General features: G+C 66.5%; 19 protein-coding genes. 5 read left to right on the top strand and 14 right to left on the bottom strand.

The annotated features are described in order from the left end of the window. Positions 1–571: 571 nt before the first annotated feature. The 6 genes from fahA to AC1DK4_RS15865 all read right to left on the bottom strand — a co-directional run bounded on the left by fahA (position 572) and on the right by AC1DK4_RS15865 (position 7,473). Complete coding sequence (gene fahA / locus AC1DK4_RS15890) at positions 572–1,834, bottom strand: fumarylacetoacetase (protein WP_441621363.1); 1,263 nt, start codon at positions 1,832–1,834, stop codon at positions 572–574. A 99-nt stretch (positions 1,835–1,933) separates the two neighbouring features. After that, entirely contained in the window at positions 1,934–3,277 is a 1,344-nt protein-coding gene (gene hmgA, locus AC1DK4_RS15885) for a homogentisate 1,2-dioxygenase (protein WP_441621365.1), read from the bottom strand. A gap of 58 nt (positions 3,278–3,335) precedes the next feature. Further along, positions 3,336–3,575 (bottom strand): DUF2783 domain-containing protein, encoded by a 240-nt coding sequence (locus AC1DK4_RS15880; RefSeq protein WP_441621367.1) that lies wholly within the window; start codon positions 3,573–3,575, stop codon positions 3,336–3,338. A 19-nt stretch (positions 3,576–3,594) separates the two neighbouring features. Beyond that, entirely contained in the window at positions 3,595–5,382 is a 1,788-nt protein-coding gene (locus AC1DK4_RS15875) for an FAD-dependent oxidoreductase (protein WP_441621441.1), read from the bottom strand. 120 nt (positions 5,383–5,502) lie between these two features. Next, entirely contained in the window at positions 5,503–6,462 is a 960-nt protein-coding gene (locus AC1DK4_RS15870; RefSeq protein WP_441621369.1) for an MBL fold metallo-hydrolase, read from the bottom strand. A gap of 618 nt (positions 6,463–7,080) precedes the next feature. Continuing rightward, entirely contained in the window at positions 7,081–7,473 is a 393-nt protein-coding gene (locus AC1DK4_RS15865; RefSeq protein WP_441621371.1) for a helix-turn-helix domain-containing protein, read from the bottom strand. 266 nt (positions 7,474–7,739) lie between these two features. Between AC1DK4_RS15865 and AC1DK4_RS15860 the strand changes: the two genes are divergently transcribed. Then, positions 7,740–8,348 carry a TetR/AcrR family transcriptional regulator gene (locus tag AC1DK4_RS15860; protein WP_441621373.1) on the top strand — a complete coding sequence of 203 codons (609 nt, stop codon included), beginning with the start codon at positions 7,740–7,742 and terminating at the stop codon, positions 8,346–8,348. Between the two features lie 250 nt (positions 8,349–8,598). Continuing rightward, positions 8,599–9,507, top strand: coding sequence for an alpha/beta fold hydrolase (locus AC1DK4_RS15855; RefSeq protein ID WP_441621443.1), 909 nt, complete (start codon positions 8,599–8,601; stop codon positions 9,505–9,507). A 234-nt stretch (positions 9,508–9,741) separates the two neighbouring features. On the opposite strand, the gene AC1DK4_RS15850 is transcribed toward AC1DK4_RS15855, so the two are convergent. The 5 genes from AC1DK4_RS15850 to oxlT (AC1DK4_RS15830) form a co-directional block, all read right to left on the bottom strand. Continuing rightward, positions 9,742–10,758 (bottom strand): zinc-binding alcohol dehydrogenase family protein, encoded by a 1,017-nt coding sequence (locus AC1DK4_RS15850; RefSeq protein WP_441621375.1) that lies wholly within the window; start codon positions 10,756–10,758, stop codon positions 9,742–9,744. 164 nt (positions 10,759–10,922) lie between these two features. Then, the gene (oxlT, locus tag AC1DK4_RS15845; protein ID WP_441621377.1) at positions 10,923–12,239 is read right to left on the bottom strand and encodes an oxalate/formate MFS antiporter; all 1,317 of its coding nucleotides are present in this window, start codon (positions 12,237–12,239) and stop codon (positions 10,923–10,925) included. A gap of 652 nt (positions 12,240–12,891) precedes the next feature. Then, positions 12,892–13,113: a hypothetical protein gene (locus AC1DK4_RS15840; protein ID WP_441621379.1), complete on the bottom strand. Its 222-nt coding sequence runs from the start codon at positions 13,111–13,113 to the stop codon at positions 12,892–12,894. 175 nt (positions 13,114–13,288) lie between these two features. Next, a complete protein-coding gene (locus AC1DK4_RS15835) occupies positions 13,289–14,200 on the bottom strand; it encodes a LysR family transcriptional regulator (RefSeq protein WP_477131630.1) in 912 nt (303 codons plus the stop codon). A gap of 77 nt (positions 14,201–14,277) precedes the next feature. Next, a complete protein-coding gene (oxlT, locus tag AC1DK4_RS15830; protein WP_441621382.1) occupies positions 14,278–15,621 on the bottom strand; it encodes an oxalate/formate MFS antiporter in 1,344 nt (447 codons plus the stop codon). A gap of 210 nt (positions 15,622–15,831) precedes the next feature. On the opposite strand from oxlT (AC1DK4_RS15830), the gene AC1DK4_RS15825 reads away from it, so the two are divergent. The 3 genes from AC1DK4_RS15825 to AC1DK4_RS15815 all read left to right on the top strand — a co-directional run bounded on the left by AC1DK4_RS15825 (position 15,832) and on the right by AC1DK4_RS15815 (position 17,959). Beyond that, a complete protein-coding gene (locus AC1DK4_RS15825) occupies positions 15,832–16,779 on the top strand; it encodes a LysR family transcriptional regulator (RefSeq protein WP_441621384.1) in 948 nt (315 codons plus the stop codon). A 141-nt stretch (positions 16,780–16,920) separates the two neighbouring features. Beyond that, on the top strand, positions 16,921–17,241 hold the full coding sequence (locus AC1DK4_RS15820) for an HAD family hydrolase (RefSeq protein WP_441621386.1): 321 nt from the start codon (positions 16,921–16,923) through the stop codon (positions 17,239–17,241). 148 nt (positions 17,242–17,389) lie between these two features. Next, positions 17,390–17,959, top strand: a complete 570-nt coding sequence (locus AC1DK4_RS15815; protein WP_441621388.1) for a cupin domain-containing protein — start codon at positions 17,390–17,392, stop codon at positions 17,957–17,959. Between the two features lie 55 nt (positions 17,960–18,014). On the opposite strand, the gene AC1DK4_RS15810 is transcribed toward AC1DK4_RS15815, so the two are convergent. The 3 genes from AC1DK4_RS15810 to frc all read right to left on the bottom strand — a co-directional run bounded on the left by AC1DK4_RS15810 (position 18,015) and on the right by frc (position 22,376). After that, complete coding sequence (locus AC1DK4_RS15810) at positions 18,015–18,788, bottom strand: fumarylacetoacetate hydrolase family protein (protein WP_441621390.1); 774 nt, start codon at positions 18,786–18,788, stop codon at positions 18,015–18,017. Between the two features lie 107 nt (positions 18,789–18,895). Further along, entirely contained in the window at positions 18,896–21,025 is a 2,130-nt protein-coding gene (locus tag AC1DK4_RS15805; protein WP_441621392.1) for an acetate--CoA ligase family protein, read from the bottom strand. Positions 21,026–21,143: 118 nt separating this feature from the next. Then, complete coding sequence (frc, locus tag AC1DK4_RS15800) at positions 21,144–22,376, bottom strand: formyl-CoA transferase (RefSeq protein WP_441621394.1); 1,233 nt, start codon at positions 22,374–22,376, stop codon at positions 21,144–21,146. Positions 22,377–22,392 lie beyond the last annotated feature (16 nt).

Genomic DNA, 22,392 nt, shown 5'->3' with positions numbered 1-22,392 from the left:
GCGCCGGCCAGGCATCGAACAACACTCTGATGACGCAACGTTATCAGGAGATATCAACCGCTCACCGCCTGTTTGCCTCTGTTGACTGCTAATTGCCGCCTGTTTTTCCAGGGCGCCGCCCACATGCCATGGGCCGCAACCTGCATTTCCGAAATAACGGCAAAAAGCGCGCAAAACTAACCTCGGGGCGTGATCAGGACCGCGGAAACCCCTGGTGTGGCGCAAGAAATATATTCAGCAAATAGGACGAATCTGACCTGCGCATTTTGTCAGGGCCGAATTCTCGCACAAAGGGACATCGGAAGGCGATGCGAGATCGTTAAGAAGGTTCGCAAATGTAACGACCGGGGCGCGGCTGCGCGATGGCACCGCTGGGGGCCGCGCCGGGGGCCGTGCTGGGGGCCGTGCTGGGGGCCGTGCTGGGAGCCGCGCCGGGGGCCGGGCAGGCCGGAAGGGCCGCCGGAGGCCGCCTGGCAGCGGATCGGCGGTGAGGAGGGTGCGCGCCGGGCGCGGTCGCGAGCGGCGCACCGGGAGCCTGCAGACGGCTCCCGGCGGGTGCGGCGCGGGAGTCTCAGCGCGCCGCCAGGATCTTCCCGCTGACCTCGCCGAAGCCGACGCGATAGCCGTCGCCCTGGCACCAGCCGGTCATGATCACCTCGTCGCCGTCTTCGAGGAAGCCGCGCTTGGCGCCGTCGGCCAGCGTGAGCGGCTCGGCGCCGTTGCGGGTGGATTCCAGCAGGCTCCCGTAGGAGTCCGGCGTGGTGCCGCTGATGGTGCCGGAACCCATCAGGTCGCCCACGCGCACGTTGCAGCCGGAGACGGTGTGGTGGGCGAGCTGCTGCACCATGGTCCAGTACATGGCCTTGAAGTTGGTGTGGCAGACCGTGGTGGCATGCGCGGAGCCTTCCGGGCGCAAGGCGACTTCGAGCGCGATATCGTAGGCGTTGCCCTGCTGCTGCAGCAGGTATGGCAAGGGCTCGGGCGACTGCGCGGGATTGTCCCGGCGGAACGGCTCCAGYGCGTCCATGGTCACCACCCACGGAGAAATCGAGGTACCGAAGCCCTTGCTGTTGAACGGCCCCAGCGGCACGTATTCCCACTGCTGGATGTCGCGCGCGCTCCAGTCGTTGAGGATCACCATGCCGAAGATATGCGACGGCGCGTCCGCGGTGCTCACGGCTTCGCCCAGCGCCGACGGCTTGCCGACGATAAACGCCATTTCCAGCTCATAGTCGAGCTTGCGACAGGCGGTGAAGATCGGGCGCGGCTGGTCGGGCGGCTTGATCTGGCCCTTGGGGCGGTGCAGCGGCGTGCCGCTCACCACCACCGAGCTGGCGCGGCCGTTATAGCCGATGGGAATTTCCAGCCAGTTGGGCAGCAAGGCGTTGTCCGGGTCGCGGAACATGCGGCCGACATTGGTAGCGTGCTCGCGCGAGGAATAGAAATCCGTATAGCCGGGAATGTCCACCGGCAGGTGCAGGGTGGCCCAGGCCATCGGCACCAGCGCCTGTTCGTGCAGGGCCGATTTGCCGCGCAGGGTGTCGTCGTCGGTCGACAGCAGGCTGGCCAGGCGCTGGCGGGTCTCGGTCCAGGCCGGCTTGCCGAGTGCGATGAACGCGTTGAGCGTGGCGCCGCCGAACACGCCCTTGACGGCGGGCGGCAGCAGGCCTGCTGCATCCAGCACGGCAAGGTCGACGACGAAATCGCCGATCGCAACGCCCACGCGCGGGCCCTGCCCGTTCGTGGAAAAGATGCCGTACGGCAGGTTCTGCAGCGGGAAATGCGTTACGCCATCGTTGGCGGATTCGATCCAACTTTGCTGGACGGTGGTCATCGGGGGCTCCAAAAGGGAATGTCTATGCCTTGGGGCGCCGGCAGCCTGGCTGCGCCGGCGCCCCGGGATGTGCGGATGGCGCGACGGGCAGGCCAGGGCCTAGCGCCGCGTCGGATCGAAATGCTTCTTCAGCCCTTGCCAGCAGGTGTAGTAATCGTGCTGGAGCTGCGCGGACTCGGCCGCGTACGGCGTGGGCCGGATCACCGCCGGGGTCTCGAACATAAAGGCCATGGTATCGCTGATACGGTGCGGCTGCGACGTATCCGCGGCGGTGGCCTTGGCGAAGGTCTCGGCATCCGGGCCGTGGCCGCTCATGCAGTTGTGCAGGCTGGCGCCGCCCGGCGAGAAACCGTCGGCCTTGGCGTCGTACACGCCCTCGATCAGGCCCATGAACTCGCTGGCAATGTTGCGGTGGAACCAGGGCGGGCGGAAGGTATTCTCCATGGTCAGCCAGCGCGGGCCGAAGATGACGAAGTCGATGGTGTCCACGCCCGGGGTGTCGGACGGACTTTGGAGCACCAGGAAGATCGACGGGTCCGGGTGGTCGAAGCTGATCGAGCCGATGGTGTTGAAACGGCGCAGGTCGTATTTGTACGGCGCATAGTTGCCGTGCCAGGCGACCACGTCGAGCGGCGAGTGCCCGATCGGGGCGTGCCACAGGTTGCCCTGGAACTTGGCCACGAGCTCGAAATCGCCTTCGCGGTCTTCGTACCAGGCATGCGGCGTGAGGAAGTCGCGCGGATTGGCCAGGCCGTTGGAGCCGATCACGCCCAGGTCGGGCAGGCGGAACAGCGCACCGTAGTTCTCGCAGATATAGCCGCGCGCCTGGCCATCGGGAAGTTCGACCCGGAAGCGAACGCCGCGCGGCACCACCACGATTTCCTGCGGTTCCACGTCCAGCAGGCCCATTTCGGTGGCCAGGCGCAGCCGGCCCTGCTGCGGCACGATCAACATCTCGCCATCCGCGTTGTAGAAGAAGCGGCCATCCATCGACTTGTTGGCCAGGTACAGGTGGAGGCCGCAGCCGCTCATGGCTTCGGGGCTGCCGTTGCCTGCCATGGTGACGATGCCGTCGATGAAATCAGTGGGCTCCACCGGCATCTGCGGCGGACTCCAGCGCATCTGGTTGGGCGACGCCGGCACGGTGTCGAAGCGGCTGACGATGCGCGACTGTTCCAGCGCCTTGAACGGCTCGTGCATGGCCGCCGGGCGGATGCGGTAGAGCCAGCTGCGGCGGTTGTGGGCGCGCGGCGCGGTGAAGGCCGTGCCGGAGATCTGCTCGGCGTAAAGGCCATAGGGTGCGCGCTGCGGCGAGTTCTGGCCTTCCGGCAGGGCGCCTGGCAGGGCTTCGGTGGCGAACTCGTTGGCAAAGCCGGACTGGTAGCCGCCCTGGCCTGGCAGGTCGCGCAGTTGCGCTGGTACGTTCTGTTGCGTCTGGGTCATGGACTGGATCTTCCTCTGGTCTTTCCTCTGGGTATGGGGGACGGCCGGCCGCGCGGCGTCAGGCCGCTGCCGCCGGGTCGGCGGCGGGCTGGCGGCCAGCCCGTTCAAGCACGCCCGCGCGGGCGTGCGTCATGGCTTCCTGCAGGACGGCAAGGTCGCCGATATGGTTGGCGAGCAGCAGGATCAGCTGCGCGTTGGCGGACTGGCTCTGGGCATCGGACAAGTCGCGGTGCATATCGATCAGGGCCTCGTAGAAATCGTCCGGCCGGGCGAGATTGGGTTCGGTGTTGAGCGGCATGGGCTGTTCGTCCGGGTGGTCAGGCAATGGCTTCGAGCGCGCTGGCACTACCAGCGCAGGCTGCCGCGCCGGCGCCGTCCTGCCAGCCAAGCGCGCGCCGCAGCGCGGCCTGCACCTGCGCGGGATCGAAGGCGCGCCAGCGCGCGCACACGTGCTGGTCGGGGCGCAACAGATAGACGCTGCCCGGCCGGCCATCGTAGCGATGCGCGAGCAGGCCCTGGCTGTCTTCGAGCAGGATTGCGCCGTGCGGCAGCGCCGGGCCTTGCGCCGCATGTTCCGGCGCGGCCACGCAGACCAGCGCCAGCGGCAGCGGCAGCGGGCCAGCGGCCAGCGCCTGCAAGGCAGACAAGGCGGCCGGCGGCAGGCCCCCTGCCGCCGTGAACACCATCACGGCAAAGCGGTTGCCGAGCTGGCCCAGCAGCCACGCATGCTGGCCGCCCACCTTGACCGGCGCGTCCACGCACGCCGCGCCAGGCACCATGGCGCCGGCGAAGCCGGCTTCATTGCCCGCGCCGGGCGCAGCGTGCGCATCGGGCGTGTTGAGCACCGACTCGTGCAGCACGGCCGGTACCGACAGGCGCCCGCTGTTGACCAGCTGGCGGGCGAAGGCATGGTGGCGCGCCAGGTTCAGCACGGCGTCGCGGAACACGCGGCTCACCGGCGTCTTGGGCGTGATGAAATCGGTCGAGCGCGTGGAGTTGCGGATGTTCTCGTCGGCGGCGAATTCCCGCTCGCTGGCATAGCTGTCGAGCAAGGCGTCGGGCGCGCTGCCTGCCAGCACCAGCCCGAGTTTCCAGGCCAGGTTCTCGGCATCCTGCACGCCGCTGTTGGCGCCGCGCGCGCCGAACGGCGAGACGCGGTGCGCCGCATCCCCCGCGAACAGCACGCGCGCGTGGCGGAAACGGTCCATGCGCTGGCACGAGAAGGTATAGACGCTGACCCACTCCAGCGCGAAATCCACCTCCTCGCCCAGCAAGGCCTTGATGCGCGGGATGACCCGCCCGGGCTGCTTCTCCAGGTCGGGGTCGGCATCCCAGCCGAGCTGGAAATCGATGCGCCAGACGTTGTCGGGCTGGCGGTGCAGCAAGACCGAGTAATTGCGGTTGAACGGCGGGTCGAACCAGAACCATCGCTCGCTGGGAAACGGCGCGGTCATCTTCACGTCGGCGATCAGGAAGCGGTCGTGGAAGACGCGGCCCTTGCTTTCCAGCCCCATGGCCTGCCGCACGGGGCTGCGCGCGCCGTCGGCCACCACCACGTAGCGCGCCTGCAGCGCGTAGTTGCCGTCGGGCGTTTCCACGTCGAGCGTCACCGTGGCATCGTCCTGCGCCAGGCCGGCCACGCGATGCTTCCAGCGGATGGCCAGGTTGGGCAATTCGGCCGCGCGGTCGACCAGATAGCCTTCCACATAGTATTGCTGCAGGTTGATAAAGGCGGGCCGGGCATGCCCGGTCTCGGGCAGCAGGTCAAAGCCGTACACCAGTTCCTCGTCGAAGAAGATCTTGCCGACGTGCCAGCTCACGCCTTTTTCCACCATGCGCGCGCCGCAGCCGAGGCGGTCGAAGATGTCGAGCGTGCGCTTGGCGAAGCAGATCGCGCGCGAGCCGGTGGACAGGGTGCAATCGTCGTCCAGCACGACTACCGGCACGCCTTGCCGGGCCAGGTCGATGGCCGCGGTCAGGCCGACCGGCCCGGCGCCGACCACCACCACCGGATGCACGGAATGCGGCCCGGCGCCCGGCTGCGGCGCCTGCTGTTCGGCACAGCGCTGGTAGGCAAAGGTGCGGGCCTGGTAGTTCGTTTCCATCATGTCTCCATCGTCCAGCCTTGAACGCCGGCGCCGGCCGCTTGGGCGGCTCTGGTGGCGCGGCGGCGGCGGCGGGCCGCCGCTCTTGTGCATCTCTCGCTGCTACTCCTGCTATTCCTGCTATTCCTGCAGCGCCGCCCACATTTCCTTGTCGCGCTGGGCGGTCCAGATGCGCGGGTGCTTGATTCCGCTCGCTTCGTCGAAGGCGCGCGCCACGTCGAACGGCAGGCAATGCTCGTATATGAAAACGTGGCCGAACTGCTCGTCCATGGCGGCGCGCGTATGGGCCATGGCTGCTTTGAGGTCGAGCTTTTGCGCCACCGCCTCCTTGCCCCGCTGCAGCAGCGTGCTGACGAAATCGCGCGTGTAGTCCAGCCCGCGGCCGACCATCTCGGGCGTGGTCAGGACCGGGCCACGGCCGGGCACCAGCGCGGCCGGCTCCAGGGCACGCAGCGCCTCGAGCGTGGCGGGCCACTCCGCGAGCTGCGCGTCGCCGCAATAGCAGGCGGCATCGAATTCGACCAGGTCGCCGGAAAACAGGATCTTCTGGGAGGGAATCCACACCACGGTATCGCCCTTGGTGTGGCCCGGGCCGGGGTGCATGATCCTGACCTCGAGCTTGCCGAGGAACAGCGTCAGCTCGCGCTCGAACACCACGGTCGGCCACGTCAGGCCTGGCACCGTCTCTACGCCCGCGAACAGGCGCGGGAAGCGCTCGATCTCGGACTTCATGTCGGCCTCGCCGCGCTCCGCGATCATCTCGTAGGTGCCCCGGCTGGCGATCACGTTCTGCGCGCCCTCCTTGAAATAGGCCGAGGCGCCCAGCACGCGCACGGCGTGGTAGTGCGACAGCACCACGTGCTTGATCGGCTTGTCGGTGAGGGCCCGGATGCGCGCGATCAGGTCCTGCGCCATGGCCGGCGTGGCGGTCGTATCGACGATCAGCACGCTGTCGTCGCCAATGATCACGCCGGAATTCGGGTCGCCTTCCGCGGTGTACGCATAGGCATTCTCCGAGAGCCTGGTGAAGGTGACCTGCTTCTCCTGCAGGTCCGCCTGCGATGCAAAGGCCTTGCTCATGTCTGCTCCTCTCTTATCGTGGACCGGCCGCCTACGGACACGGCGCCGCCCTGCCCTGCATGGCAAGCCGGCGCCGCAGGGGACTGCGGCGGACGGGAATTGCGCCGGCGGCGGCCTGCCTGCCGCCTGTCATGTCATCTGCTACGCCAGACCGGACCAGACCCGACCAGGCATCACCGAAAATTACACAATACGTAATTCATTTACCTTATCGTAATCGCACAATCGAGACGTGTCAAACCGGCAGCGGCCAGGACGATGCGCGCATCACTATCGCCATTGAAGGCCGCGGAAGGGCGTAAAGGAAGGCTGGCGCAGCAAAAGGCGCCCGGCGACGCGCGTTGCAGGCGAGGCGGACGGGCCGGATCAGGAGAAAACGGGGAACTGGCGGACTGGCGGACTGGCGGACTGGCGGACTTGGCCGACTTGCGGGCAGGAATGACTGCGTCCCGGGCGCGGGCGCCGGGGCGTCAGCGAGCATATGCGCCGGATGCACGCCGGGCGGATAACCACCCGGGGCAACCACGCAGGCTCGAACAGCAGGCTGGAGGCGTGCCTGCTGCACCGGGACAGACCACGCTACCCCGGCCGCGGATCGGGCCGGGATGGCGAGAATGCTCAGGCGGGCTTGTGACCTTCGCCGGGACTCGACGCGAAGCCGCTACCGACCGGGTTGGACGGTGTCGGGCTGGCGGGAGCAGATGCTGTGGCAGGCGCCTGGCCGGCCATGGAGGCGGCCGTGACGCCGCCGTTGCGGCTGGCTATGAATGCGTTGACGTCGGCAGCGAGATGCTGGGGTGCCAGCACCACTTCCAGTCCGAGCGCCTCGCAAGCCGCGAGGAAAGTGGACATGCGGGGGTCGGCTTGACCCGATTCGGCCCGCAGGTAAGCTTCGCGGGAAATGCCGGCCTTACGGGCGACGTCTTCCTGCTTGAGCTTTCGCGCTCGGCGCAACGCCCGCAGTTGCCGGAACGGTTCGCTAGCGCCTCTTGGCACGGCTGTACTGTTCATGTCGGTCTCCAGTCACCAGTGAAAATAAAAGTGCGCGGACGTGCATTCGAGTATAGAGCACGCAAAGCGTTCCGTATGTAATCAGGGGAACACTTTGTGCAGATTTCTTGAGAGTGCTCGGACAAACCTAACTTACGCCAATCCGTAGGTCCAATAAAGCACAATCTCCTGCCTCCGTGCAAGCTTAACGGACGACTGCAGTTTAGGTTGACGAGAGTGCACACGGCCGATATTGACAAACCGACCGGTCGTGCTATTCTCGTTCCATGCAAAAAGGTCAGCTTACCCGCGCAGCCATCGTCGAACAGGCGCTCGACACCGCCTCCCAGGTGGGGTTCGACCAGTTGTCGCTCGCCACGCTGGCGGCAGACACCAGCATGTCGAAGAGCGGGCTCTACGCTCACTTCAAGTCCAAGGAAGCGCTGCAGCAAGCGGTACTCGCGCTGGCGGTGGAACGCTTCGCCGATGTCGCCGTGCGCCCCGCCCTGCGCCAGCCGCGTGGCACGCGCAGGCTGCAGGCGCTGTTCGACGGCTACCTGCTCTGGCTGGGTGGCTCGATCAACAAGGGCCGCTGCCTGTTCATGGCCCTGAGCCAGGAATACCGCGACCGGCCCGGCGCGACGCGCGACCTGGTGGTGCAGTCGCTCAAGGACTGGCACAGCGTCATTGCCCGCGCGGTCAGCGACGCCATCGAGGAAGGCGACATTTCGCCGGCGCAGGACCCGCGCCAGTTCGCCTTCGAAATGGTCGGCATCGGCATGTCCTTCCAGCAATCCTACAAATTGCTGGGCCGCGAGGACAGCGAGGTCATGGCGCGCCGCGCCTTTGATGCGCTGCTGCGGTGCGCCGAGCTGGCGCAGGCGTCGCGCAAATAGATTCGCCCCGCTTTACCCGGCACGCATGCCGGCCACATGAATAAAGGGAAAGAGGTACACGAGGCAGCCAGGCGCTGTCTTTTTCAGCACAGAAAAATAGCACGACTGGTCGGTCTTGCGGAGCGCAAACGGAAGCGCAAACCGCTGGCAGCCCGTCAGGATGGAAGTCTTCGTTGGAGATTCAGCCGTGACGCAAGCGATTAATCGTCCCACCCAAAAGCGGCATGCCGCACCGGCATTCCCCCCCGCCATGCGCTGGACGCGCCTCTATTGGCAACTCGCCGGACTCGTCCATCCTTCCGGCGCGGCACGTGCGCTGGAACGGACCTGGTTCAGCCCGCCGCGTGGCAAGGGACCGGATGCCGCCGGGCGCGAACTGCTCGGTCAGGCACGCATGGACTGGGCCCTGGTAACCGGACAGGGCGCAAGCCGGCGTGTGCGCGTGTACCGCTGGGGCAGCGAAGGACCGACCGTGCTGCTGGCGCACGGATGGGGCGGCCATGCCGCGCAATGGCAGCCACTGGTGGCACCCCTGCTGGCCGCGGGCATGCGCGTGGTGGCTTTCGATGCCCTTTCCCACGGCGCCTCCGATGCGGGTGCGCGTGGTCCCGCGCAAAGTTCGGTGGTGGAAATGTCGCGCGCCTTGCTGGCCACGGCCTGGCATGCCGGCCCCATCCATGCAGCCATTGCGCACTCGCTCGGCAGCGCCGCGCTGGCGCTGGCCGTGCGCGAAGGCCTCCACCTCGAGGCCGCCGTGATGATCGGTCCGCCGGCCGACATGCGCAGCGCCGCGGCCGCGCTCGCCTGGCGGCTTGGCATCGCCCCGCAGGTGCTGGACCGCATGCAGCAGAACAGCGAGCGCTGGCTGGGCATGCCCTGGTCGGCCTTCAACGTGCCCGCGCTCGGGCATACGCGGCCGGTACCGCCGGCGCTGGTCATCCATGACCGGCAAGACAAGGAAGTCGACTGGGAAAACGGCGCAGCCATCGCCGGCGCCTGGCCGGGCGCAAGCCTGATGACGACCGACGGGCTTGGACACCGGCGCGTGCTGCAGGATGCGGCAGTGATTGCGCGCGCGGTGGCGTTTGTGAGCAGTGCCGGTGCCCCGGCGCGCCCTGTCGCCCCATCCCGCGCCGCCCCTGCCGAGGCTCACGCCTAGTACGGTTCCGATGCTGATGCTGCCTCCCGGTCATTGTCGCCTGCACCGGGGGCCAGCCGCGGCACACGCCTCCAGACCTTGCCAGGCAAGACGGGGTGCGTGGCATTGCCACGTACCCCGAGCGGAAGGATGGTCGGAACGTCTGGCCGTTAATTGCATATCATTCCGTTAGCGCCCCGCACAACAGGATGCGAGGCGGCATCACGCAGACGGGCCAAGGCCCGCCTGCCCGCCTCAAAACCCTTCCAGCACCAGCTTTCCGATCGTCTGACCGCCCTCGAGCATGGCATGCGCGCGCCGCAGGTTTGCCGCATCGATGCGCCCGAGGTTTTCCCCCAGCGTGGTCTGCAGACGCCCGGCGTCGATCAGGCGCGCCACTTCATTGAGCAGGCGATGCTGCTCGATCATGTCCGGCGTGCCGAACATCGAGCGGGTGAACATGAACTCCCAGACGAAGGTCGCGCTCTTGCTCTTCAGGTCGCCGACCGGCAGCGCGCTGGCATTCTCCACGATCGAGCAGATCTTGCCCTGGGGCGCGATCACGGTAGCCATCGCCGGGAAATGGCGATCAGTGTCGTTGAAGCAGAGGATGTAGTCGACGTCGGCAAAGCCCAGGCCGCGCAATTGCCCGGCCATGTCGCCGCGATGGTCGATGGTGTGGTCGGCGCCGAGCTTGCGGCACCAGGCCGCCGATTCGGGACGCGACGCGGTGGCGATGACAGTCAGGCCCGCCAGGGTCTTGGCCAGCTGGATGCCGATGGAACCCACGCCCCCTGCCCCGCCGATGATCAGCACCGAGCGCCCGGCATGCCCGCCCTGCGGCGACACGCCCAGCCGGTCGAACAGCGCCTCCCAGGCCGTGATGGCCGTCAGCGGCAGGGCCGCGGCGTGGGCAAAGTCGAGCGAAGCCGGCTTGTGCCCGACGATACGCTCATCGACCAGGTGGAATTCGCTGTTGGTACCGGGGCGCGTGATGCTGCCGGCGTAGAAGACCGGGTCGCCCGCCTTGAACAAGGTCACTTCCGGCCCGACCGCGGCGACCGTGCCGGCGGCGTCCCAGCCAAGCACGCGCGCTTGCGGCTCGACCTTGTCCTTGGGGGCCCGCACCTTGGTGTCGACCGGGTTGACCGCGATGGCCGCGATCTTGACCAGCAGGTCGCGGCCTTCCGGCACGGGGGTGGCGATATCGATGTCCACCAGGGACTCAGGGTTGTCGATGGGCAGGTAACGCGTCAGGCCAACAGCTTTCATTTTCGGGCTCCTTCATGCAGGTTCGGCGCTGACGAACACATCGATGCGCCATGGGCACAGGGTAGCCCCGATCATCTGCATTGATTAGCCGGAAAATACAACAAGGACTTTCCGCGAAATCAGGAAAGTCCTTGCCAGGCTTCAGGTTCCGGCGCAGCTCACGCTCAGGTGAGGTCTTCCGGCACAGCCCGGTAGCCCATCGGCGCAGTGGTATTGGCATGCACGTACTTCCTGGCATGGGCCTCGCGCATCGGCTTGAGCACGAACATGGCGAGCAGCGCGGACAGCCCGGCCATGCCCGAAGCCAGCATGAACACGGCGTGCCAGTCGCCGGTGGCGGCGGTGATCACGCTGGAGAACGGCACCAGCAGCGCCGCGGTGCCCTTCGCCGTATATAGCAGGCCGGCATTGGTCGCGGCGAACCTGGGGCCGAAGGTGTCGCCGCAGGTAGCCGGGAACAGACTGTAGATCTCGCCCCAGGCGAAGAACACGACGCCCGTCAGCACCACGAACGCAACCGGGTTCTGCCCGTACCTGGCCAGCAGCAGGATGCCGACCGCCTCGATCGCGAAGGCCAGGAACATGGTGTTCTCACGACCGATATTGTCCGAGATCCAGCCGAAGAAAGGCCGGGTCAGGCCATTGAGCACGCGGTCGATGGTGAGCGCGAAGGTCAGCGCCGGCAGCGTCAGGCCGAGCAACGAGACGGGCATGCCGTCGAGGCCGAAATCCTTGGCGATGGGCCCGAGCTGCGCCGTAGCCATCAGGCCGCCGGCCGCCATCATCACGAACATGGCGTACATGACCCAGAAGATGGGCGACGACAGCACCTGGCGCGGCGAGGCGTTATAGGTCGCGGTCTTGACTGCGTCCTTGACCTGGCTGAGTACCTTGGCCGAAGGCGGATAGAGGGCCATGCCCAGGAAGAACACGATCAGCCCCTGGCCCAGTCCGAACCACAGGAAGGTGGCTTCGTACCCGCTGGTCTTGATCATGTTGGCGATCGGCACAACCGTGAGCGCCGAGCCCGCGCCGAAACCCGCGGCGGTAATACCCGCTGCCAGTCCGCGGCGGTTGGGAAACCACTTGAGCGCATTGCCGACGCAGGTGCCGTATACCGCGCCCGCGCCGACCCCGCCGACCGCGGCGGCGAAGTAGAGCATCGGCAGCGACGAAGCGACTGAATTCAGCGCCCACGCCACCGCGCACAGCAGGCCGCCGCCCACCACCACGGGGCGCGGACCGTATTTGTCGACCAGGTAGCCTTCGATCGGCACCAGCCAGGTCTCGGTCACCACGAAGATCGTGAAGGCGACCTGGATCGCAGTACGTCCCCAGTGGTACTTGTCGTCGATCGGATTGACGAAGAGGGTCCAGCCGTACTGCATGTTGGCGATCATCGCCATGCAGATCACGCCAAAACAAAGCTGTACCCAAGGTGAGGCAAAGCGTGACTCGGGCGCGTTTTGCTGATGTTCCATGGTGTGCCTCCTGGTGGCGGGACATGCCGCCTTGTTTTGGGAAGGATGTCTTTTGACACCTCTTGCGGGATGCGCTCACGGCTGCCATGTCCGGGCGCTCCTTTCCGGAGCCCTTCTCTGGCGCGGCTTCCCGGCTGCCTGGGGTCGTTTCAGTGCTATACAGTATGTGATATATCAATATAGTCAAGATGCTTTTCAGCCACCCGGCGGCGGCCCGAAAACGGTCGCGAATGCGCCCCGGCAGCGCCCAAACCCGCGGCCAAGCCCACTGGTGCGCGACACGCATCAACGCCGCCGCGCGACAGGCACGATGGTGCTGACGGATCAATGACTTAGGTCATCGCGGCGCATCAATGGAACGGGGGGAGCAGCGCCTGGCGCGAGGCGAGGAAAGGCGGGGGGAAGGGGCGCGGATGGGCGCAGTCGCCGGGTATCCGGGAAAGTCCCTAGAACAAGTCAGGCAAGGAGGGCGCCGGATGTTCTCAATGTACGGGAGGGAGATGTGATCGGGGCGGCGTGCATCTGGCCCGGAATACTGCACAGGATCGCAGCATGCAGCGGCCAGGAGGGCCTGTTGGCAATCATCGGCGAGGATGCCATGCGGGCTCGGGCCGCAGGCCGAACGGCCCGCCGCCCTGCCCCGCCGGCAGCCTCACGCACGGGCCAGTTGCGGTTCCGCGCCAATGCCGGTGGCAGCGGCACGCGGGCGGCCAATGCCAGCCTTTTCCTGCGACGCGCCAAGTCCGGCAAAGCGGCCGTGCTCCTGCGCGCGCACCAGCACGGCGGTTGGCACGCGAGTGGCGATCAGGAAGGTGACGCCGACGCCAAGGGTGAGCAAACCAAGAGCGAGGCCGAGAAGAAGAACGCTGTCCATCAGAAAACTCCGGTATGGATGGTGAGTAGGAGTTTTCATTATATGCTGCATCGCACTATGTGTAAATATCCTGTATGTAATATATCACGTCGAGTTTTGTAACTACGCGACACCGCCGCGGGCAGTCGGCCGCGCCCTTGCGAGCGCGGCCCGCATGCAACCGGCCCGCCGCGCCTTACCCGACCCGGGCCATCCGCGCCTGTTCGTACTCCATGCCGCGCAGCGCATCCCAGATGGCGGCTGCGTTCGGCTTGAGCGACCGGCTCTTGCGCCGCACCAGCATCACCGAGGACGTTACCTGGGGCCGCAACGGCCGCATCACCGTGGCCGGGCTCAGGCCAGCCGAGTGCGCGCGCGACGGTACGATGCCGATGCCCAGTCCCAGCGCCACCATGCCGAAGATCGCGGCGAAATGGCCGAGCACCTGCAGCGATCCCGCGCGCACGTGATACACGCCGAAGGCCTGCTCCACCGCCGGCTGGATGCCCGAACTCTGGTCCAGCATCAGCACGTTCGCATCGTTGAGATCGCCCCACCCTATCGCTTCGCGCGCGGCAAGCGGATGCTGGGACGGCAGCACGRCATGGAAAGGATCGGCGCAGAGCGCCTCGCAATAGAGATCGTCGCCTGCCTCGGGATTGGTGGCGATGCCGAAATCCACCTCGCCGCTACGCACGCCTTGCAACACGCCGTCGTGCGAACGGTCCTTCAGGCAGATGCCGATGCCGGGCCAGGCCGTGCGGCAGCCCGCCAGCCAGCCCGGCACCGACATCGACGACAGCACCGGATCGGAGGCGATCTGCACCAGGCCCTGGCATGGCCTGCCAGTGCCCTGGCTTTCCCGCAGCGTCTGCTCGACCTCCTCGATCAGGTGGCAGATGCGCTGCGACAAATGCTCTCCGGCGTCGGTCAGTTCCACCTGCCGCGTGGTGCGGTCGAACAGGCGCTGGTCGATCTCGTCTTCGAGCTCTCGCACGCTGCGGCTAATGGCCGACTGCGTGAGCCCGAGTTCGGCCGCGGCGCGGGTGAAGCTTTTCTGGCGGGCTACGGCGGCAAACGCCTTGAGCTGCGGAAGCGAGATATTCATGATGCCCCCTTCTATATGCGCGATGCCCGGCCACCGGGGCCGGGCTGGTGCGTCAGCGATTCTCCGGAAACGGCGCCCTACTCGCTCTTGCGGGGCGACAACCCCGCGAGACAGGCCGCGCTGTCGGCGCCCACCGGCACCGTATCGCCAGCATGACCCGTGATAAAGCGCCTGCGCATCGGCGCGAGTATGAATTTGGCGGACAGCCCCGCGGCAATGGTCACGAGCGCAGCCACCGTGAAGACGGCATCCCATCCGCCGCGCGCCGACAGCACCGAGGCCAGCGGCACCAGCATCGCTGCCGTGCCCTTTGCGGTGTAGAGCGTGCCGGCATTGGCCGCCGCGAACTTGCTGCCGAAGGTATCGGCGCACAGCGCCGGGAAGATCGAGAAGATCTCGCCCCAGAACAGGAAGGTCAGCGCGGCGAACGTCATGAACCAGTACGGGTTATGGCCGAACTGCATCAGCCCGAGCAGCGACAGCCCCTCGCCGATGAAAATGAAGAACATGGTGTTCTCCCGCCCGATCCGATCGGAGATAAAGCCGCACAGCGGCCGGGTCAGCCCGTTGCAGAGGTTGTCGATCGACAGCGTCATGGTCAGCAGCGGCAGCGTGAAGCCCAGCATCGTCACGGGCATCGAGGCGAAACCGAAATCGCGCGCGATGGGACCCAGTTGCGCGGTGGCCATGATGCCGCCCGCGGCCACCGCCACGAACGAGGCATAGATGACCCAGAACACCGGCGTCCTGACCATGCGCCCCGGCGTGAACTCGATCGGGTTGGTCAGCACCGCCCTGGCCGCCACGGCGCCTGCTGGCGGGCGCGGCTTGACCAGGAGCAAGGCCATCAGCAGGATGCAGACACCCTGCAGGATCCCGAACGTGATGAAGGCATGCTCGTAGCCCGAGCGCTGGATCATGTTGGCGATGGGAATCACCGTGAGCGCGGAGCCCGCCCCGAAGCCGGCCGCGGTCAGGCCGGCGGCAAGGCCGCGCTTGTCCGGGAACCACTTGAGCGCGTTGCCCACGCAGGTGCCGTAGACCCCGCCCGCGCCGATGCCCGCGATCACTGCCGCCAGGTAAAGCTGCGGCAGGCTGGTGGCATAGGCATTGATGACCCATGCCAGTCCCGCGCACACCGCGCCGCAAGCCACCACCGGGCGCGGTCCCAGCTTGTCGACCAGCCAGCCTTCCAGCGGGACCAGCCAGGTTTCCGTCACGATGAAAATGGAGAATGCTATCTGGATCGCCGACTCACCCCAATGATGCTTGGCGTTCATCGGCCCGACAAAGAGTGTCCAGCCATACTGGAGATTGGCCACCAGCCCCATGCAGACCACGCCGATCGCCAACTGGAACCAGCGATTGCGAAGCCAGCCGGAGCGGCCGTGGGCGGAGGCCGCCGTCGTGTCGTGCGTCATGTCGTGTCTCCTGCATAGTGCTGTCGCGCTCTGCGGCGCGAAGGGAAGGCTTCTCTGCTAGGGGGAGCCCTTGGTCACTACTGATTGAGCGCGCCTGACATTGCGGCACGTGCATCCGTGGACTGATGCTAGGTCAAACTAAGTTCGACACAGCATAAAGTTTTTTATTATTATCATTAACGATCCCTTATACATCGGGCGGAACAGTGCATGAAGAACGCGACGCTGCGCCAGCTGAAGGTTTTCGAGACGGTTGCCCGGCACCTGAGCTTCTCGCGCGCCGCCGAGGAGCTGCACCTGACCCAGCCCGCCGTATCCACGCAAGTGCGGCAGCTGGAGGGGCATGTCGGCCTGCCGCTGTTCGAGCAGCTGGGCAAGAAGATCTATCTCACGCCAGCCGGCATCGAGATGCTGAATTACAGCCGCAGCATCATGCAGCAATTCCGCGAAGCGGAAGATGCCATGTCGCAACTCAAGGGCATCTCCGGCGGACGGCTCAACGTCGCCGTCATCAGCGCAGGCGACTATTTCTTCCCCCGCCTGCTTGCGCAGTTCATGCAGCGCCATGACGGCGTCACGCTGAATCTTGCGGTGCACAACCGCGAAGAATTGCTGCACCAGCTTGCCGGCAACCTCACCGACCTTGCCGTGATGGTGAGGCCGCCCGAGGGCATGGATACCATCAGCGAACCGTTCGCGCCCCATCCCTACGTGATCGTCGCCGCGCCCAACCACCGACTGGTGAGCGAGCGCAACATCCCGCTGGCGGCACTGGCCGACGAGGCCTTCGTCGCACGCGAGAAGGGCTCGGACACCTGGAACTCCATGCAGGAAGGCTTTGCCGGGCGCCTGTCCAACCTGCGCATCGCCATGGAGATCAAGAGCACCGAAACCATCAAGCAGGCCGTGATCGCGAACATGGGCATCGCCTTCCTGTCCGCCCACACCGTCGGGCTCGAACTGCAGACCGGCAACCTGGCCGTGCTCGATATCGAAGGCTTCCCGGTGATGCTCAACTGGTACGTGGTACACCGCAAGAACAAGCGCCTGCCGCCGGTCGCGCTCGCCTTCAAGCATTTCCTGATGGAAGAAGGCGCCAGCCTGATCCAGCGCATCACCGGCGTGGAGAAGCTGATCAGGCCACAGCGTCAGCCGTAGTGGACAGACGCGCGGATCGATCCCGAATCCATAAACGATTCATTATGATTTCATGATCTAACTTTAATTATCGTTAATTGATCGACAACCCTAAGCTTCGACTCAGGCCAACCCCTGCAAAGCGCCCGAAGGAGTCCGATCATGAACCAGATCCAGTCCGCAGCCCCCGCCGCCATCCATGCCGACGCCGCCATCGCGCCCCGCGCGGTCGACAGTACGCTCGACGAGCGACAGCTAGCCGCCTACAACGCAGCCTTCACCGAACTGGGCCTGCGCTTTCGCTGGGACCGCGAGATGTTCGCCTGGCTGTGCGGCATCGAATGCGAGCAAAGCCGCATTGCGCGCTATATCGAGCAATACCATGCGCACCTGCTCAAGGCCTACGATGCCGAATTCCTCAGCCGGCTGATCTTCGACAAGAAATGCGACTACCTGCGCGCCATGGCGAGCCAGGCCAACTGAGCCGGGCCACCGCGAAGCGCCGCCCGCCGGCGCTTCGCTCCCCCCTGGCACCGCCCCCCCGAATCGCTCCGATAGTGCGCTGGCGCACTTAGCCTGCGTGCGTGGCCCGCTAATGTCGACCTACCTGTCGAAACAATGGGAGGCGGCCATGGAGCCCTCGCATTCGGTACGCGGAAGCGGTGCGCCTGCCACGCTCGCGGAACGCCGCGAAGGCGCCTTCGCCAGTACGCGCGACCTGCCGCTGCAGACCTGCCCCATCGAGGCCGCCTGGATCCGTGCCGGCGAGCCGCAGTCGCGTGCCGCCACGCACTCGCGCTCGATCGACGGCATGGCCAGCACCAGCCTCTGGGAATGCACCGGCGGCGCCTTTCAGTGGCACTACGGCTGGGAGGAAACCGTGCTGATCCTGGAGGGCAAGGTCAAGGTGACCAGCCCGGGCGGGCGCGTCCATATGCTGCAGCCTGGCGACATTGCCTATTTCCCCGCCAATACCACGTGGCTGTGGGAGGTGGACGGCTATGTGCGCAAAGTGGCGTTCTGCCGCCGGCAAGTGCCCGTCACGCTGCGCCTGGCCACGCGCGTGCTGGCGCGCCTGAACGTCACCAACCACCTCGGCGAGGCATGCGGCACGGTGCTGGCCAGGCTGCGCCGCCTGCCCGCGCGGGCAGGCCTGCGCGATACTTCCGCGCTGACACTGCTGATGAGCCTGCCACTGTAGGCATGCCGGAGCCGGGCGCGCGCACAGCCACGCCGCGGCCCGGCGGGCCACCGGCCTAGCCGCGCATGTGGTTGACCAGCGCGCCGATGCCGTCGATGCTGACCTCGACCACGGCCCCGTCCTTCATCGAACCTACGCCGAGCGAGGTGCCGCAGGCAATCACGTCGCCGGGCATGAGCGTAAGGTCCTGCGAAATCAGGCTGACCTGCTGCTCCGGCGAGAAGACCAGGTCGGAAAGCGGATAGTTCTGCCGCTCCGCCCCGTCCAGCCGCGTGATCACGCGCGCCGCGCGCCAGTCCAGTTCCGTGACGATGGCCGGGCCGATGCAGCCAAAGGTATCGAAACCCTTGGCGCGGCACCACTGCGGGAAATTCGGGTCTGCGCCGATCAGCTCCGCCGCGGTGACATCGTTGACCACGGTATAGCCGAAGATATGCGTCGCGGCCTCTTCCGGCGCCACGTTGCGGCAGCGCCGGCCGATCACGATGCCGAGTTCGCCTTCGTACACGATCTTGCCCGCGTAGCTGCGCGGCCGCAGGATGGCGTCGCCAGGACCGGCCAGCGAACTTGCCGGCTTGATCAGGAACAGCGGGTGCCCTGGCACGGGCTTGTCCAGCTTGCGCGCCAATGCGTGGAAGTTGTTCCACAGCGCCACCACCTTGCCCGGCTCGCACGGGCTGAGCAGGCGCAGGCCTTCGCGCGCCAGCATGGCGCCGGTGGGGCGCGGGTTCGCAAAGCCGGGGCCATCGTATTCGGCCACGCGATCGCCCTCGATGCGTCCGAAGCCGGTCTCGCCATCGCCTGTCTGGAAGCGGATCCAAGTCTGCACGGAAAACTCCTCCGGCGGGCGCGGCTCCCCGCCGCTGCCCGCCTTTGTGCCGCGTTGTCGTCGTCAGGGCCCGCTCGGCGCGCGCCCCTCTCCCCTGGGTCGATGATTCAGATCTTCCCCGCCCCGCGCGCCCACTTGTATTTGGCGCCCAGCACCGCAACGGGGATCTCGGTCGAGTAGGCATAGGCTGGCACGCCGTGTTCGTACAGGTACTCTGCGGCCTCCTCCACCTGCACGTCGCCGGCCAGCGAGGCCACGATGGGCTTCTCGATGCCGCGCGCCGCCATCTCTTGCTTCACCTCCACCACCAGCTTGGCGAACACCATCGGCGGCGTGATGATGGTGTGCCAGTAGCCGAGGATGATGGCGTGGATGCGCGGGTCTTCCATGCCCAGGCGCAGCGTGTTCTTGTAGGTGGAAGGCGGCTCGCCGCCGGTGATGTCGACCGGGTTGCCGGCCGCGCCGAACGGCGGGATGAACTTGCGGAACGCCGCGTCGAGGTCGTCCGGCATGGTCATCAGGGACAAGTTGTTGTCCACGCAGGCATCCGACAACAGCACGCCGGAGCCGCCGGCGCCCGTGATGATCACCACGTTCTCGCCCTTGGGCACGGGCAGCTTGGGAATGCCGCGCGCGTACTCCAGCAGATCGCGCAGCGAGCGGGCGCGAATCACGCCGCACTGCTTGAACACGTCCTCGTAGATCTTGTCGTTGCCGGCCAGGGCGCCGGTGTGCGAGCTGGCGGCGCGCGCGCCCAGGCTGGTGCGCCCGGCCTTGAGCACCACCACCGGCTTTTTCCTCGAGACCCGGCGCGCGGCCTCGGCGAAGGCGCGGCCGTCCTTCAGGTCCTCGCAATGCTGGGCGATGATCTCGGTGTGCTCGTCCTGCTCGAAGAAGGTCAGCAGGTCGTCTTCGTCGATATCGGACTTGTTGCCCAGTCCGACGATGGCGGACACGCCCATCTTGGCCGAGCGCGAGAAGCCGATGATGGCCATGCCGATGCCGCCCGACTGCGACGACAGCGCCGCCTTGCCCTTGACGTCGTATGGCGTGCAGAAGGTCGCGCAGAGATTCTTCGGCGTGTAGTAGAAGCCGTAGATATTGGGCCCCATCAGGCGGATGCCGTGCTTGCGCGCAATGGCCACGATCTCTTCCTGGCCGTCCACGTTGCCGGTCTCGGCAAAGCCGGACGGAATCAGCACCGCGCCGGGGATCTGCTTGCGGCCCACTTCCTCAAGCGCGCCTGCCACCAGCTTGGCGGGAATGGCGAACACCGCCACGTCCACCTCGCCCGGCACATCGAGCACGCTCTTGTAGGCGGTCATGCCCATGATCTCGCCGCCCTTGGGATGGATCGGGTAGATCTTGCCCTGGTAGCCGCCGTTGATCAGGTTCTTCATCACCGAGTTGCCAATCTTGCCGTCCTCGGCGGAGGCACCGATCACCGCCACGGCATCGGGCCGCATGATCCGGTTCATCTGCTGCACGATCTCGTCCTGGCCCGGCCGGTAGCGTTGCGGCTGCGGCGCGAAATCGACCACGATGCGCACGTCGGCGGCGATGGCGCCGTCCTTGCTGGCGAACACCGGGTTGAGGTCGAGTTCGGCGATCTCGGGGAAATCGTTCACCAGCTCGGACACACGCCGGATCATGCCGGCCAGCGCCTCGCGGTTGGCCGGCTCGGCGCCGCGCACGCCTCTGAGCACCTCGGCCGCGGCGATGCCGTCAAGCATCGACAACGCTTCTTCCTCGCTGGCCGGCGCCAGGCGGAAGGTGATGTCCTTGAGCACCTCCACCAGCACGCCGCCCAGGCCGAAGGCCACCAGCTTGCCGAAGGAAGGATCGGTGACGGCGCCGATGATGACCTCCTGCCCGCCGGTGATCATCTGCTGCACCTGTACGCCCACGATATTGGCCTGCGCGTTGTACTTGTGCGCGTTCTCGACAATGCGCAGGTAGCCGTTCTCGACTTCGGCGGCATCCTTCAGGCCGACCAGCACGCCGCCCGCCTCGGTCTTGTGCAGGATGTCCGGCGAGACGATCTTCAGCACCACCGGATAGCCCATCTTCGCCGCCAGCTCCACCGCGCCGGTGGGTGTCTTCGCCACGCCTTCGCCGGGCACGGCAATGCCATAGGCGTCGCACACCAGCTTGCCTTCAGGCGCCGTCAATGCGTCACGCCCCTCTTGTTTCACAGCGGCGAGAATCTTCCGCACCGCGTCTTTGTCGTGTGCCATGTCAGGTCTCCAACTGTTCATGGTTTGCATCGGGATGCACCGCCCCGCGCCCTCGCGGTCGACGCGAGGGCGGGCGGCTTGCGGATCTACTGCGGGGAAGTAACCGAGACTCGTCTGCTCAGACCGCGCCGGCTGCGCGCAGGGCTTCGATCTGCGTGGGCGTGCGGCCCAGCCAGTCGAGGATCTCCTCGGTGTGCTCGCCCAGCAAGGGCGAGCGCTCCACCGTGACGGGCGAGGCCGACAGCGTGATGGGGCAGCCGAGCTGCACGTACTGGCCGCGCTCCGGGTGGTCCAGCTCGACCAGGTAGCCGCGCTCGTACATCGACTTGTCCTCGATCAGATCCTTCATCGAAAGGATCGGCCCGCACGGCACGTCGAGCTCATTGAGCGCGTCCATCACTTCGAACTTGGTACGCGTGCGCGTCCATTTCTCGATGATGGAGAAGCATTCGTCCAGGCATTTGAGGCGGGCCTCCGGCGTGGCGAACTGCGCGTGCGTGATGAGATCTTCGCGGCCGCACAGGCGCATCAGCGGCTCCCAGCCTTGCGGCTGCACGATCACGTAGACGTAATCGTTGGCGCCGCCCGGCGCGCAACGCAAGGCCGCGCCCGGCTGCCCGCCACCCGACGCATTGCCCGCGCGCGGCACGAAGTCACCGAACTCCTGGTTTGGATACTCGCGCATCGGCCCGGCGGCCAGGCGCTGCTGGTCGCGCAGCTTGACCCGGCACAGGTTGAGCACCGAATCCTGCATCGCCACTTCCACGCGCTGGCCGCGCCCCGAATGCTCGCGCTGCAGCAATGCCGCCAGGATGCCGACCACGCAGTGGATGCCGGTGCCGGAATCGCCGATCTGGGCACCGGTCACCGTCGGCGCGCCTTCCGCGGCGCCGGTGGTGCTGGCCGAACCGCCCATGCATTGCGCCACGTTCTCGTAGGCCTTGCAGTCAGCGTATGGCCCCGGCCCGAAGCCCTTGATCGAAGCGTAGATCAGGCGCGGGTTGAGCGTCTGCAGGCGGTCCCAGTCGAAGCCCGCGCGGTCCAGCACGCCGGGGCCGAAATTTTCCACCAGCACGTCGCAGCGCTGCACCAGGTCCTCCAGCAACGCCTTGCCTTCCGGCGTCTTCATATTCAGCGTCAGGCTGCGCTTGTTGGAATTGAGCATGGTGAAGTACAAGCTGTCCGCATTGGGCACATCGCGCAGCTGGCTGCGCGTGATGTCGCCGCGCCCGGGCAACTCCACCTTGATCACATCGGCCCCCAGCCACGCCATCAGCTGGGTGGCCGAAGGGCCGGCCTGCACATGCGTCATGTCCAGGATCCGCACACCGTCCAGTGCCTTGTCCATCATTGTCTCCTCGCCGCCT

It is taken from the genome of Cupriavidus sp. 05N38 (genome assembly GCF_056397345.1).
This window is presented reverse-complemented; position numbering and strand designations above follow the sequence as displayed.

What these genes read in the sequence shown, in the direction of transcription:
- hmgA (WP_441621365.1), bottom strand. Translation starts at nt 3,277, where the DNA reads ATGACCCAGACGCAACAGAACGTACCAGCGCAACTGCGCGACCTGCCA.
- AC1DK4_RS15880 (WP_441621367.1), bottom strand. Translation starts at nt 3,575, where the DNA reads ATGCCGCTCAACACCGAACCCAATCTCGCCCGGCCGGACGATTTCTAC.
- AC1DK4_RS15875 (WP_441621441.1), bottom strand. Translation starts at nt 5,382, where the DNA reads ATGGAAACGAACTACCAGGCCCGCACCTTTGCCTACCAGCGCTGTGCC.
- AC1DK4_RS15870 (WP_441621369.1), bottom strand. Translation starts at nt 6,462, where the DNA reads ATGAGCAAGGCCTTTGCATCGCAGGCGGACCTGCAGGAGAAGCAGGTC.
- AC1DK4_RS15865 (WP_441621371.1), bottom strand. Translation starts at nt 7,473, where the DNA reads ATGAACAGTACAGCCGTGCCAAGAGGCGCTAGCGAACCGTTCCGGCAA.
- AC1DK4_RS15860 (WP_441621373.1), top strand. Translation starts at nt 7,740, where the DNA reads ATGCAAAAAGGTCAGCTTACCCGCGCAGCCATCGTCGAACAGGCGCTC.
- AC1DK4_RS15855 (WP_441621443.1), top strand. Translation starts at nt 8,599, where the DNA reads ATGCGCTGGACGCGCCTCTATTGGCAACTCGCCGGACTCGTCCATCCT.
- AC1DK4_RS15850 (WP_441621375.1), bottom strand. Translation starts at nt 10,758, where the DNA reads ATGAAAGCTGTTGGCCTGACGCGTTACCTGCCCATCGACAACCCTGAG.
- oxlT (WP_441621377.1), bottom strand. Translation starts at nt 12,239, where the DNA reads ATGGAACATCAGCAAAACGCGCCCGAGTCACGCTTTGCCTCACCTTGG.
- AC1DK4_RS15840 (WP_441621379.1), bottom strand. Translation starts at nt 13,113, where the DNA reads ATGGACAGCGTTCTTCTTCTCGGCCTCGCTCTTGGTTTGCTCACCCTT.
- oxlT (WP_441621382.1), bottom strand. Translation starts at nt 15,621, where the DNA reads ATGACGCACGACACGACGGCGGCCTCCGCCCACGGCCGCTCCGGCTGG.
- AC1DK4_RS15825 (WP_441621384.1), top strand. Translation starts at nt 15,832, where the DNA reads ATGAAGAACGCGACGCTGCGCCAGCTGAAGGTTTTCGAGACGGTTGCC.
- AC1DK4_RS15820 (WP_441621386.1), top strand. Translation starts at nt 16,921, where the DNA reads ATGAACCAGATCCAGTCCGCAGCCCCCGCCGCCATCCATGCCGACGCC.
- AC1DK4_RS15815 (WP_441621388.1), top strand. Translation starts at nt 17,390, where the DNA reads ATGGAGCCCTCGCATTCGGTACGCGGAAGCGGTGCGCCTGCCACGCTC.
- AC1DK4_RS15805 (WP_441621392.1), bottom strand. Translation starts at nt 21,025, where the DNA reads ATGGCACACGACAAAGACGCGGTGCGGAAGATTCTCGCCGCTGTGAAA.
- frc (WP_441621394.1), bottom strand. Translation starts at nt 22,376, where the DNA reads ATGATGGACAAGGCACTGGACGGTGTGCGGATCCTGGACATGACGCAT.